Origin of the sequence: Chryseobacterium urinae, assembly GCF_030518295.1 — a bacterium.
Taxonomy (GTDB): domain Bacteria; phylum Bacteroidota; class Bacteroidia; order Flavobacteriales; family Weeksellaceae; genus Chryseobacterium; species Chryseobacterium mucoviscidosis.
Map to the genome: position 1 here is coordinate 22,984 of NZ_JAULSJ010000030.1, position 13,487 is coordinate 36,470.

At 35.2% G+C, this 13,487-nt stretch carries 8 protein-coding genes; all 8 read left to right on the top strand.

Features of this window, described 5'->3' with window-relative positions:
• Nucleotides 1–134: 134 nt before the first annotated feature.
• The 8 genes from QWT87_RS16550 to QWT87_RS16585 all read left to right on the top strand — a co-directional run bounded on the left by QWT87_RS16550 (nt 135) and on the right by QWT87_RS16585 (nt 12,990).
• Nucleotides 135–2,903, top strand: a complete 2,769-nt coding sequence (locus QWT87_RS16550) for a SusC/RagA family TonB-linked outer membrane protein (protein ID WP_302717342.1) — start codon at nt 135–137, stop codon at nt 2,901–2,903.
• Nucleotides 2,904–2,908: 5 nt separating this feature from the next.
• Nucleotides 2,909–4,489, top strand: a complete 1,581-nt coding sequence (locus QWT87_RS16555; protein WP_271246875.1) for a RagB/SusD family nutrient uptake outer membrane protein — start codon at nt 2,909–2,911, stop codon at nt 4,487–4,489.
• A gap of 19 nt (nt 4,490–4,508) precedes the next feature.
• Nucleotides 4,509–5,588: a SusE domain-containing protein gene (locus QWT87_RS16560; protein WP_116098171.1), complete on the top strand. Its 1,080-nt coding sequence runs from the start codon at nt 4,509–4,511 to the stop codon at nt 5,586–5,588.
• Nucleotides 5,589–5,690: 102 nt separating this feature from the next.
• Nucleotides 5,691–7,850 (top strand): glycoside hydrolase family 97 protein, encoded by a 2,160-nt coding sequence (locus tag QWT87_RS16565; RefSeq protein ID WP_302717343.1) that lies wholly within the window; start codon nt 5,691–5,693, stop codon nt 7,848–7,850.
• Between the two features lie 164 nt (nt 7,851–8,014).
• Nucleotides 8,015–9,058, top strand: coding sequence for a succinylglutamate desuccinylase/aspartoacylase family protein (locus tag QWT87_RS16570; RefSeq protein ID WP_302717344.1), 1,044 nt, complete (start codon nt 8,015–8,017; stop codon nt 9,056–9,058).
• Nucleotides 9,059–9,103: 45 nt separating this feature from the next.
• Nucleotides 9,104–10,960 (top strand): glycoside hydrolase family 13 protein, encoded by a 1,857-nt coding sequence (locus tag QWT87_RS16575; RefSeq protein ID WP_302717345.1) that lies wholly within the window; start codon nt 9,104–9,106, stop codon nt 10,958–10,960.
• A 99-nt stretch (nt 10,961–11,059) separates the two neighbouring features.
• Nucleotides 11,060–11,572 carry a nuclear transport factor 2 family protein gene (locus QWT87_RS16580; RefSeq protein WP_302717346.1) on the top strand — a complete coding sequence of 171 codons (513 nt, stop codon included), beginning with the start codon at nt 11,060–11,062 and terminating at the stop codon, nt 11,570–11,572.
• Nucleotides 11,572–12,990: an MFS transporter gene (locus tag QWT87_RS16585; RefSeq protein WP_302717347.1), complete on the top strand. Its 1,419-nt coding sequence runs from the start codon at nt 11,572–11,574 to the stop codon at nt 12,988–12,990. The genes QWT87_RS16580 and QWT87_RS16585 overlap by 1 nt, the downstream gene beginning before the upstream one ends.
• The last annotated feature ends 497 nt before the right edge of the window (nt 12,991–13,487 follow it).

Here is a 13,487-nt window from a genome sequence, read left to right on the forward strand (position 1 = left end):
TTAAATGGATCGTTTAATATACATAAATTTATGTTAATTTTAAATAAATTTATCATAATTATAATTTTTTTATAAATTGCAACGCAAGCAGGAATGCTTATTTAACAAGAACGAAACTATATAAAAGAAATATTGTGAAAAACTTTACAACGGTATTAAAAATTGCGCCTGCATTTTTATTGGCAAGTACAATGATTCATGCGCAAACAAAAGACTCTGCTACGAAAGAGAAAAAAATAGAAGAGGTTGTTTTGATTGGGTATGGTAAACAGAAGAAAACGGATCTTACGGGGTCTATAACTTCAGTAACAGCGAAAGATTTTAATGGTGGTGCACTTTCTGCCGGACAATTGATTCAAGGAAAAACACCAGGTGTTCAGATTACTAATAGCAGTGGAGCTCCAGGATCGGGAACTAAAATTAGAATTAGAGGAACATCTTCATTGAATGGGGAAAACTCACCTTTGATTGTGATTGATGGAGTTCCGCAGGACTTCGTTGGAATCAATGGAATTTCAGACCCTTTATCATTAATTAATCCTAATGATATTGAAACGTTTGATATTCTTAAAGATGCTTCTGCAACAGCTATTTATGGAAATAGAGCTTCTAATGGTGTTATTTTAATTACAACAAAAAAAGGGACAGCGGGTAAATTTAAAGTTAATTTTTCTACTATGACATCTGTTTCTACGAAGATGGGTAATGTGGATGTTCTTAATGCTGATGAATATAGATCCTTTGTAAATGAGATTGCAAAAACAAATCCTGCAGTTGCTGTAAATGCATCTCGTCTTGGATCTGCCAATACAAATTGGCAGGATTTAATTTATCAGAATGCATGGGGAACTGATAATAATTTAGCTTTTTCAGGAGGTGTAAAATGGCTGCCTTATCGTTTATCTATTGGTTATAATGATCAGAATGGTATTGTTAAAACCAATTCTTTTAAAAGAACGTCTGTGGGATTAAATTTGAATCCTAAATTTTTAGACAATCATCTATCTGTTAATATTAATGCAAAAGGAACTTTTACAGATAATAGATTTGTAGATTCTGGAGTTATTAAAGCAGCTACCTATTTTGATCCTACTCAGCCAGTTTATTCAGGTAATCCAAAATATGGTGGCTATTATGAGTGGACCGATCCAAATAATACAAACACAGGGTTAAACGTTAATGGTACTTCGAATCCTTTAGGTCTTATAGATGGAATACATGATGTATCATCCGCTTGGAGAGGTTTAGGTAATATTCAATTAGACTATAAATTACATTTTTTACCTGATTTACATTTTAATGTAAATGCTGGTTATGATTATTCTAAAAGTGATGGCGCAAAAACAGTAAGTCCTATTTACAGAGCAGGAATTGCAGATTTGGGAACATACAATAATTATTCAATGGAAAAAAAGAATAAATTGTTAGAAACTTATTTTAGCTATCTAAAAACAATTAATTCTATCTCTACGACAATTGATTTAACTGCAGGATATTCTTATCAAGATTTTTATACTAGCATTCCGGGATCTGTAACGTTTAAAGGAACTGGTCAAAATACTTCTACTTCAAATTTTGAGACCAAAAATGTTCTATTGTCTTTTTATGGTAGAGGAATATTTACAATAGCTAATAAATATATTATTTCTGCATCCATCAGAAGAGATGGATCATCAAGATTCTATAATGGAACAAAGAGTAATCTATGGGGTAATTTTCCAGGAGTTTCGGTTGCTTGGAAAATAAATGAAGAAAACTTCTTAAAAGATAAAGGTATTGATGCTTTAAAATTAAGAGCAGGTTGGGGAGTTACAGGGCAGCAAGAACTTCCTACTCTGGATACAAACAAGCCTAGAAATTATCCGGCATATGCAGCTTATAATATGAGTTTTGATGGAGCACAATATCAATTTGGAGATCAGTTTTTTTTCATGATGCGACCTGAAATTTATAATCCAAATTTAAGTTGGGAAACAACTACTACAAAAAATGCGGGTATCGATTTTGGATTCCTTAAAAACAGAGTTACAGGATCAATCGATATCTATCAGAAAGATACTAAAGATCTTATTGTAGATTCTCCGATTGCTGCGGGAGATTTAAGCAATCATAATCTTTTAAATGTAGGCAATATGCAGACAAAAGGTATTGAGGGTTCAATTACGATTATTCCTATTAAAAAAGAGAATACAACTTGGGAAGTGTCATTCAATGCTACACACTACAAATCAAAAATTACTAAATTGATTAATGGAGCAGATTCTACTTACAGAATTTTAGTAGGAGGAATTGATGGTGGCGTTAACAATACGGTTCAGGCACATACAGTAGGATATCAACCTAATGCTTTTTATGTTTTCCAGCAGGTTTATGATTCTAACGGTAAACCTTTAGATGGAGTATATGTTGATAGAAACGGAGATGGAAAAATTGATGTGAACGACAGATATTATTATAAATCCACGCAACCAGATGCTATTTTGGGATTCAATACAAAATTTACTCATAACAATTGGGATATCGGACTTAGTGCCAGAGCTGTTTTAGGAAATTATGTATATAATAATGCCGCTTCAAATAGTTCAATTCAGTCTTTAACTACCAATAATTATTTACAGAATGTGTATTCTAGTGCTGCTAATTACAGATTCAGCAGCCCTCAGTATAATTCAGATATATTTGTAGAGAATGCATCTTTCCTCAGGCTGGATAATGTAAATGCTGGTTATAATTTTAAAGATGTTTTTTATAAAGGAAGTAACATTAGAGTATATGCAATGCTTCAAAACGTTTTTGTTATTACTAAATACTCTGGAATAGATCCTGAAGTTTTCGGGAATATTGATAATGGATATTATCAGATGCCAAAGGTGTATTCATTAGGATTTAACTTTCAATTTTAATTAAAATGAGACAATTTAAAACAAATATAATAGCAGTTGCAGCTTTATTAAGTATTTTTACTGCAACATCATGTGTGAATGATTTAGAACAGATTCCAATTACAGATGTTACTTCCGCCAGTGTTTTTGCTGATTTTACAAACTATCCGATGGCTTTAGCTAAAATTTATGGTGGTTTTGCCAACGGAGGACAATCCTCGAATGGTGGAAATTCTGATATTAATGGTATTGATGGAAATTTTTCACAATATACGAGAGTTCTTTATACTTTACAGACTTTGCCTACTGACGAAGCGGTTATTGCTTGGAATGATGGAACATTACAAACAATTCATAAAATGACATGGGATTCTTCTAGTGAATTTATTGAAGGTGCTTATTATAGAATTTTTACACAAATAGCAACTAGTAATGAATTCTTAAGAAATGTAACTGATGAAAAGTTGGCTGCAAATAATATTACAGGAAGTAATTTAACTGAAGCAAAGTATATGAGAGCAGAGGTAAGATATCTTCGAGCACTATCTTATTATTATGCTTTAGACCTTTTTGGAAATGTACCTTTTGTAGATGAAAGTTATTTACCAGGATCTGTAACCCCTCCAAAAAGAATTACACGTGCAGAACTTTTTAATTTTGTTGAAAGTGAGTTGCTTGCAGTAGCTGGAGAGTTGAAAGATCCCAAAACTAATGTATATGCTAGAGCAGATAAGGCGGCGGCATGGTCATTATTGGCAAGATTATATTTAAATTCTGGAATTTATAACGGATCTAATCACTATACAGATTGTATCACATATTGTAATAAAGTAATTGCAGCGGGATATTCTTTAAAAACAAAATATGGAGATTTATTTTTAGCTGATAATGATAAAAATAATCCAGAAGTTATCTTACCAGTCGCATTTGATGGAATTCACATTCGTACATCTGGAGGGACAACATATCTTATCCATGCTGGCGTGGGTGGAAGTATGCCAGCTTCAAACTTCGGAATTAGCGGAGGCTGGGGAGGTCTAAGAACGACTAAGGCTTATGTAAACTTATTTTCAGGAACGCCAGCTGATCAAAGAGGTAATTTTTATACAAACGGACAAAGTTTAGAAATAAATGACTTGGGAGTTTTCACTGACGGTTATGGCTTTATTAAATTTAAAAATTTAACAAGTGGGGGTGTAGCTGGGTCTGACGCATCAGGAAATTTCTGTGATACAGATATTCCTATATTCAGGCTTGCTGATATTTATTTAATGTATGCTGAAGCTACTTTAAGAGGTGGAAGTGGAGGAAATATAACTACAGCACTAGGATATGTAAATGCATTAAGAACAAGAGCCGGTGCACCTACAGTTTCATCAATCAATACAGATTATATTTTAGATGAGAGAGGCAGAGAGCTAGGTTGGGAAATGACCAGAAGAACAGATTTAATCAGATACGGTAAATTTACAACAGCTTCATATTTATGGCCTTGGAAAGGTGGGGTAAAAGATGGTAAAGCGGTAGAAGATTTTAGAAATCTTTATCCTATTCCGGCTAAAGATATTATTGCGAATCCAAATTTAATTCAGAATCCTGGATATTAACAAAAAACACTTTTTAAAAATGAGACATTTATTTAAAATATTCACACTGTTTGCAGTAGCATTTATTATTTCTTCTTGTGAAAAAGATGAAGATTTAGCTGTTGTAAACGATGGGACGGATCCAACAGTTTCTGCAAATAAAACTTCAGTTGTTTTAATCAATAATCAGTCTGCCAATGAGGCTGTTGCATTTAATTGGGTAAACTCAGATTTTGGGGTTCCTATTCAAATTACTAATCAATTGCAGTTTGCGCTTAAGGGAACTAATTTTGCAGCTCCAAAAATTGTTGAGCTTTCAGCAGGAGCTAAATCCTACAGTATGATTGGAAACGATCTTAACAATATAATTTTAGGATTAGGAGTAACTTCTGTCACAGCTACAGATATTGAGGTTAGGATAAAGTCAACGGCTGTTGGTAAAACTCACTATTCAAATGTAATTTCATTAAAAGTTACACCATTTATTAATGGTCCTATTTATACTTATACAGATCTATACTTAATAGGTGATGCTACAGCAGGAGCATGGGACAACGTGGCGACAAATGCAAAAATTTATCCGTTACTAAAATCATCAGACCCAAATATCTATACTTACACAGGCTATTTTGCACAGGGAGGATTTAAAATTATTAAAACTCCAGGAGCTTGGGATCCACAGTACGGAATGGGTTCGTCTGCAGGAGTATTAAGTACAAGTGGTGGTTCTGGAAATATTACTATTACTGGTTCAGGATATTATAAAGTTACTATCAATATTTCTTCTTTAACATATACCGTTACGGCTGTAACACCTTCAACAACTACATATACATCTATTTCTTTAATTGGTCCTGCAGCCGGAGGATGGTCTACAGATTTAGATTTAGAAAAGTCTACTTTTGATCCTCATGTATGGGTGAAGAAAAATGTAATGCTAAGTTCTGGAGAATTTAAATTCAGAGCTAATCATGATTGGGGAACAAACTGGGGATTATCTCAGCAGTACTTTGGAACAGCGTTATTGGGTGGAGGAAATATCCCTTTAGCAACAACATTTAATTATAATGTCTATTTTAATGATATGACAGGTGATTTCTCTGTAATTCCAGCGAATTAATCAAATCTTGTTTCCAATAATAATTTTAAATTGAATTTTACATAGCAAAGTGTTGCTTTTCGGCAACACTTTCTTTATTTTTAAAGTCTATAAATAGTCATTATGAAGAAAATTACAGCAGGAGCAATCATGCTCTCTATGATGTTTGCGGGTGTTAATGCACAATCTTTAAAATCGCCGGATGGGAAGTTCGAAATGGATTTCCAGTTGAAACAGGGCGTACCTTATTACAATCTTAAATATAACGGGAAAACGATCGTTGAAGATTCCAAATTGGGACTCAGATTATTTAAAGATACTTCAATAAAATTCGCCTCAGAAATTGCAAAACCGGAAGATGTAAAATTCGATCTTAACAACGGTTTTACAAAAGTGGATGAAAAGCGTGATGCTAAGAACGAAACGTGGCAGCCGGTTTTAGGAGAAAAGAAAAACTATATCAATCATTACAATGAATTGGCGGTAACGCTTAATCAGACTTCCACAGACAGAAATATCGTGGTGAAATTCAGACTGTTTAATGATGGTTTAGGTTTCAGATATGAATTTCCTCAGCAGAAAAATCTCAACTATTTCGTAATCAGAGAAGAAGATTCTGAAATTGATTTTCCTACAGATATGAAATCCTGGTGGATTGTTGCAGATTATGATTCTCAGGAATACCAGTATCAGGAAACAAAACTTTCTGAAATTCCTGCAAGATGGCCAAAAGCTGCAGATGCAAACGCTTCGCAGACTTTAATTAAAAATGCCGTTCAGTCGCCGGTAATGTTGAAGCAGGAAGGAAAAGAGCCATTATACATCAATGTAGCTGAAGCTGCCGTTTTAGATTATCCGGCTTCTCACTTAGAAGTTGATGCACAGAATTTTAAATTAAAAACACATCTTACAGCAGACCGACAGGGTGCGAAAGGTTACATTCAGACTCCTTCCGTAACTCCCTGGAGAACCATTATCGTTGCTCCGAAAGCAGAAGAGGTGATGGATTCTAAAATGCTATTTAATCTTAACGAGCCAACAAAATATACCGATACTTCTTACATTCACCCAACAAAATACATGGGAGTATGGTGGGAAATGATCATCGGAAAATCTCAGTGGGCTTACGGACAGCCGGAATCGAATGTACGTCTTGGTGTAACAGATTTTTCTAAACTGATACCTAACGGAAAACACGGAGCCAACAATACAAAAGTGAAAGAATATATAGATTTCGCTGCAGAAAACGGTTTTCAGGGACTTTTGATTGAAGGCTGGAATGTTGGTTGGGAAGACTGGTTTGGTCACTCAAAAGAATTTGTTTTCGATTTCATCACTCCTTATCCTGATTTCGACATCAAGATGTTAAACGATTACGCACATTCCAAAGGCATCAAACTGATCATGCACCACGAAACTTCAGGTTCTGCAACGAACTACGAAAGATGGACGGATAAAGCGTATCAGTTAATGAACAAGTACGGTTATGATGCCGTGAAAACAGGGTACGTAGGAGATATGATTCCAAGAGGAGAACATCATTATTCTCAGTGGACAATCAACCATTTTTACAGAATTGCTGAAAAAGCCAACGAATATAAAATTATGGTGAATTCTCATGAATCTGTACGTCCTACAGGAGAAAGCAGAACGTATCCGAATTACATTTCTGCGGAAGCGGCGCGTGGAACGGAATATGAAGCTTTCGGAGGAAATAATCCCGATCATCAGACCATTCTTCCGTTTACAAGATGGATGGGAGGTTCTATGGATTACACGCCGGGAATTTTCCAGACAAAACTGGATTACTATTTCCCCGGAGACAAGCGTTTCGTAAAAACAACCTTAGTAAAACAGTTAGCGCTTTATGTGGTAATGTATATGCCTCTTCAGATGGCGGCAGATTTGCCTGAAAATTACAAAAAGCACATGGACGCCTTCCAGTTTATCAAAGATGTTGCAGCAGATTGGGACGATACAAAAATTTTATCGGCAGAGCCGGGAGATTACATCATCACGGCAAGAAAAGCAAAAGGAACTGAAAACTGGTTCGTGGGCGGAATTACCGATGAAAACAAACGAGATTACACTGTAGATTTTTCTTTCTTAGATAAAGGTAAAAAATATGAAGCTACCATTTACGAAGATGGAAAAGATGCGGATTACATCAACAATCCTCAAAGCTATAACATCTACAAAAAAGAAATCACAAGCAAATCTAAAATTAATTTTAAAATGGTACGAAGCGGAGGTTTTGCCATCTCTATCAAACCTGTAAAATAAATAATACAGAAACTGCTAATTCCTTAAAGGTATTTTTCCTTTAAGGAATTTTTTTGGCAGAAAATAGATAGATTAATTTAATTTTCATTAAAGAAACAAATAATAGCAAGTACTTAGCTGCTATTATTTATGATAATTTGATTATCTTTAATTATATGAAAAATATGAAGAAAGCAGTTTTGCTGATGATGATAACAACAGGACAATTAATATTTGCACAAAGCATCAGCCAGATTCTAAAAAATGAAGGAGCATTCAGAAAAGATACTGTTTTATCGGTTAAAAGTGATTCAAAAGAAACTCATTTACCGGTAATTATAATGAAAGGAAAAATAAAAGATCCCGTTTTTACTATTGTAGCAGGAATTCATGGCTGCGAATATCCTCCTATCATTGCTGTTCAGGAAATGATAAAAGAAATTGATCCCCAAAAACTAAAAGGAACACTAATCATCGTCCCGATAGCCAATGTTGAAGGATTTCAAAAACGTACCCCATTCATCAACCCTTTAGATAATAAAAATCTAAACAATGCATTTCCGGGATCAGAAGCCGGAACACCCACGGATCAGATAGCTCATCTTATCGCCAGAGAAATAATTTCAAACTCAACCGTATTTCTTGATATTCATGGGGGAGATGCAAACGAAGATCTGCTGCCCTTTATCTGCTACTATAATCGAAAAGACACCCCTGAAAACACAAAGAAGGCTTATGATTTATCACTTCGTTCTCAAATAAGACACATAGTTTCTTATCCTTACAACCTTTCACCTTCTGATCCTGCAAAATACGCATTCAAGCAGGCAACACAGCAGGGAATAACTGCATTAAGCATAGAAGCCGGTAAACTCGGAACTGTACAGAGAGAAAATGTAGAAATCATAAAAAGAGCAGTCTACAATATGTTAGAATACACAGGGAATTATAAAGAAGAAAAAATAAAAATCCAAAAAAGAAAAAACACAATAATTCTGGATCAGCAGGATTACATTAAAGTTCCGGAAAGCGGAATTTTTTACAGCCACCTCAAAAGCGGAGACAGAGTTCGAAAAAAACAGCTTTTAGGATACATTACCGACGAATTTGGAAACAAAAAGCAGAACATATTCTCAGACTCGGAAGGAACTATTTTATACAAAGTGGGAACCCCGCCAGTAAATAAAGGGGAAACCCTCTTCTGCATTGGATATTCCGAAAAAAAATGAACAGAAAATTAATAAGATTAAATAAATTCTCAGTAAAACATATAAATGAATAAAATATATACAATCATAACATTATCCGCAGCGGCATTTGCTTTTTCACAAAAGCCTCTCGATAAAGTAGAACCTGCATTCTGGTGGAAAGGAATGAAAAACCCGGAACTTCAGATTCTGGTGTATGGAAAAGATATTGCCAAAAACGAAATTGAGCTTTCAGACGGTGTTCAGATCAAAGATATTCAGAAAGTTGAAAATCCGAACTATGTTTTTGTCACCGTTAATACCAATGAAATTAACGTTCCGAAATTTAACATCAATATAAAAAGCGGAAAGAAAAAGTTAGGTTCTTACACGTATGAACTGAAGCAGAGAAATCCAAATTCAGCAAACAGAGAATCATACTCTTCCAAAGACGTGATGTACCTCATCATGCCTGATCGTTTCGCAAATGGCGATGAAAAAAACGACTCCAGCCCGAATTTAACCGAAAAAGCAAACCGAAATCTTCCTAACGGCAGACATGGAGGAGATTTGCGCGGGATCATCAACAATTTAGATTATATTCAGAACCTTGGAGCAACAGCAGTCTGGCTTACTCCCGTTAATGAGGACAACGAAAAAGTATATTCCTACCACGGATATGCACAGACAGATTTATACAAAATCGATCAGCGTTACGGAACCAACGAAGAGTATAAAGAACTTTCCCAAAAACTGAATCAGAGAAAAATGAAACTCGTGATGGATTATGTAACCAATCATTGGGGAGTTTCGCACTGGATGATCAAAGATCTGCCTACAAAAGACTGGATTCACTGGTTCAGCGATGGAGAAAATGGATTTAAACGTTCCAACTATAAAACAACCACTCAGTTTGATACAAACGCTTCTGAGGTGGATAAAAAATTAGCTTTGGACGGTTGGTTTGATACGACAATGCCCGATATTAACCAGAAAAATCCATTGGTTTTAAAATATTTAACACAGAATGCAATCTGGTGGATCGAATATGCCGAATTGGGTGGTTTTCGGGTAGATACCTATCCTTACAATGACAAAGATGCGATGGCAAAATGGGCAAAAGCCATTACAGATGAATATCCTAATTTCAATATTGTAGGAGAAGCATGGCTGTATTCCAGTGCACATATTGCAGCATGGCAAAAAGATTCTAAAATTGCAGAATTAGCAGGTTATAATTCAAACCTTCCTTCTGTAATGGATTTTATGCTGTATTCTGATCTGCCGAAAGCCTTGAAAGAAAAAGACAGTTGGGATTCCGGAATGGTAAAATTATACAATGTGTTTACCAGCGATTTCCTGTACCCGAATATCAACAATCTTTTGGTGTTTTTTGAAAATCACGATACCGAAAGATTTAACGAAGTTTTCAACGGAAATCCTGCGGAATATAAACTTGCCATGACCTTAATATCAACAGTTCGCGGAATTCCACAGTTGTATTATGGCTCTGAAGTGGGAATGCGCGGCGACAAAAACAAAGGGGGCGATGCAGATATCAGAAGAGATTTTCCGGGCGGCTGGAAATCAGATAAGATCAATGCTTTCAATCCTTCAACTCAGACTCCTGAGCAAAAAGAATTTTACGATTTTACCCAGAAGTTGCTGAACTGGAGAAAAGGCAAAGAAGTCATTCATACAGGAAAAACCAAAAATTTCGTTCCGCAGAATAATGTTTTTGTGTATTTTAGATACAACGAAAAAGAAAGCGTAATGGTCATTTTAAATAATAATGATGCCGAACAAACGATAGACGTGAAGCATTTCGCAGAATCTCTGAACGGTTTTTCAAAAGGTAAAGACATCATTTCCGGCAAAGAATTTTCGGTAAAGGACAATTTTAAAATCCCTGCAAAATCATCTATGGTTATTGAATTGAATTAAAACACGGATAACCCAAATGTTTTACAAATTTCACACTAAAATCATTAGTGTCATTCGTGAAAAAATTAGTGTCGCTTGTGTTTAAAAATAAAATTATACATGAAAAAAACAACAATATTCTTTACATTCATCCTATTTGTATTGAGTTTTACATCCATTTCTGCTCAGTCAAAATTCGATAAAGAAAAAACAGAAATCGGAACCATGCTCGACGGATTTAATGTCGCAGCAGCAAAAGCAGATTTCAACACTTACTTTAATTATTTTGCCGACGAATCTGTTTTTATCGGGACAGATGCTACAGAAGTCTGGGACAAAAAAGCCTTTATGGTTTGGGCTAAACCCTATTTCGATAAAAAGAAAACATGGAATTTTACTTCCCTGAAAAGAAATATCTACTTCAGCAAAGACGGAAAACTGGCGTGGTTTGATGAGTTACTAAATACCCAGATGAAAATCTGCCGCGGTTCAGGAGTGGTGGAAAAAATCAACGGAATCTGGAAAGTAAAACAGTACGTACTCTCTGTAACCGTTCCAAATGAAGTGGTAGACAAAGTTGTCGCTGAAAAAGCACCAATCGAAGAGATGTTAATCCAAAAACTGAAGAAATAATGGCAGAAATTGTAGGAAAAGCAGATGCAGGAAAATTTGGAAAAGTAAAAAAGCCGAATTTATCCATGGCTCAGATCATCAATATGAGCATGGGATTTTTAGGAATCCAGATGGCTTTTGGTCTGCAGAACGGAAACGCAAGCCGGATTTTGGCAAATTTCGGAGCTGATGTTCATGAGTTATCATGGTTCTGGCTCGTTGCGCCGATAACAGGATTAATCGTTCAGCCGATCATCGGTCACATGGGAGATAATACATGGAGTCCGCTGGGAAGAAGAAAACCTTACTTTTTAATAGGAGCTGTTTTATGCGCCATCGGATTGGTAATGCTTCCCAATGCCGCTTCTGCAACACAAATGATGGCTGCAAACGTTTTACTGATGGCGGTTATTTTTCTGGCAATGATGGATGCTTCTATCAATGTGGCAATGGAACCTTTCCGTGCTTTGGTGGGAGATATGCTGCCAAAACATCAGGCGACGATTGGTTTTTCTGTTCAGACAATTTTGATAGGAATTGGAGCGGTGATTGGTTCGGATTTACCAAACTGGCTTACCAAACTGGGAATTTCTAATGAAGCTCCGAAAGGTTTTGTTGCAGATAATGTCATCTATTCTTTTTATATCGGAGCAGCCGTACTTATTTTATCAATTTTATATACAATTATTACCACCAAAGAATATTCTCCTGAAGAATTTGCTTCATTTGAAGGCGGAAAGCAAATCGCAGAAGAAAAATCCAAAATGTCGGATATTTTCAAAGATTTTGCCAATGCACCCTCACAGATGAAAAAACTGGGAATTGTTCAGTTTTTCTCATGGTTTGCATTATTTACCATGTGGGTTTTTACAACCAGTGCTTTGGCGACGCATCATTTCGGGCTTTCCCCGGAAGATACCCATTCAGTGGAATTTAATAAAGCCGGAGATTTAACGGGAAGCCTGTTCGGAAGTTATAATCTCTACGCCATTTTCTTTGCGTTTGCATTAACACCGATTGCCAAATTTATAGGAAAAAAACAGACTCATGCGCTGGCTTTGGCAAGTGGCGGTTTCGGGCTGATTTCCATGTACTTTATAAAAGACATAAATTACCTCTGGATTTCCATGGTAGGATTAGGTTTTGCATGGGCAAGTATTCTGGCAATGCCTTATGCGATGCTTATTGACTCAATTCCACAAAAGAAAATGGGCGTTTATATGGGAATTTTCAATTTCTTTATTGTAATTCCTCAAATCATTAACGGAGTTTTTGGAGGACCAATTGTTAGCAGAATTTTCGGTAAAATGGCAATAGATTATATTGTAGTGGGCGGAATCTGTATGGTTTTAGGAGCTGTTCTCACTCTTCTTTTCGTTAAATCTGAACAAGACACCCCAAAAGAAATTGAAAAAGAAATTCAGCAGGTGCATTTCTGATAAAAAGAGAAATACTTCAGTTGATTTCCTAAAATTATCCAAGTTCGGAATAAAGATTATAAAAAATTTGTGATAAGCTAATTTCAGAATTAACCGCAAAAACAAAGGATAATGTTAAAGCGAATTTCCAGAATAATCAAAGCGCTCAAAAGAATAAAAATCAAAGATTTTTAAAAACTATGGTGAGCTTTTTCATTTGTAATGATCAACTTTAAATAAAAAAATTATTAGATCTTTTGTGACTTTTGCGGTTAAATAAAAGTTTAAACAGACTTAAAATATAAAAATAATAGCTTAGTTCATTCACGTTAAATTAAGGATAAGCAAAATTTAAACACTTCTTATCCCGAATTCAGGTTAAAATATAACTCTAAATCTACCGGATCCGGTAGATTTTTTTATTGATGACGATAAAAAATCAGAAAAACTTTAAAAAATACGATCCCAATACACAGTCTTTAGGTAAATTTTAGACATCGTATTTTTATCTCACTTTA

Bases quoted from the DNA above. Each gene is read 5' to 3' on its own strand.
- QWT87_RS16555 (WP_271246875.1), top strand. From the start codon at position 2,909: ATGAGACAATTTAAAACAAATATAATAGCAGTTGCAGCTTTATTAAGT.
- QWT87_RS16560 (WP_116098171.1), top strand. From the start codon at position 4,509: ATGAGACATTTATTTAAAATATTCACACTGTTTGCAGTAGCATTTATT.
- QWT87_RS16565 (WP_302717343.1), top strand. From the start codon at position 5,691: ATGAAGAAAATTACAGCAGGAGCAATCATGCTCTCTATGATGTTTGCG.
- QWT87_RS16570 (WP_302717344.1), top strand. From the start codon at position 8,015: ATGAAGAAAGCAGTTTTGCTGATGATGATAACAACAGGACAATTAATA.
- QWT87_RS16575 (WP_302717345.1), top strand. From the start codon at position 9,104: ATGAATAAAATATATACAATCATAACATTATCCGCAGCGGCATTTGCT.
- QWT87_RS16580 (WP_302717346.1), top strand. From the start codon at position 11,060: ATGAAAAAAACAACAATATTCTTTACATTCATCCTATTTGTATTGAGT.
- QWT87_RS16585 (WP_302717347.1), top strand. From the start codon at position 11,572: ATGGCAGAAATTGTAGGAAAAGCAGATGCAGGAAAATTTGGAAAAGTA.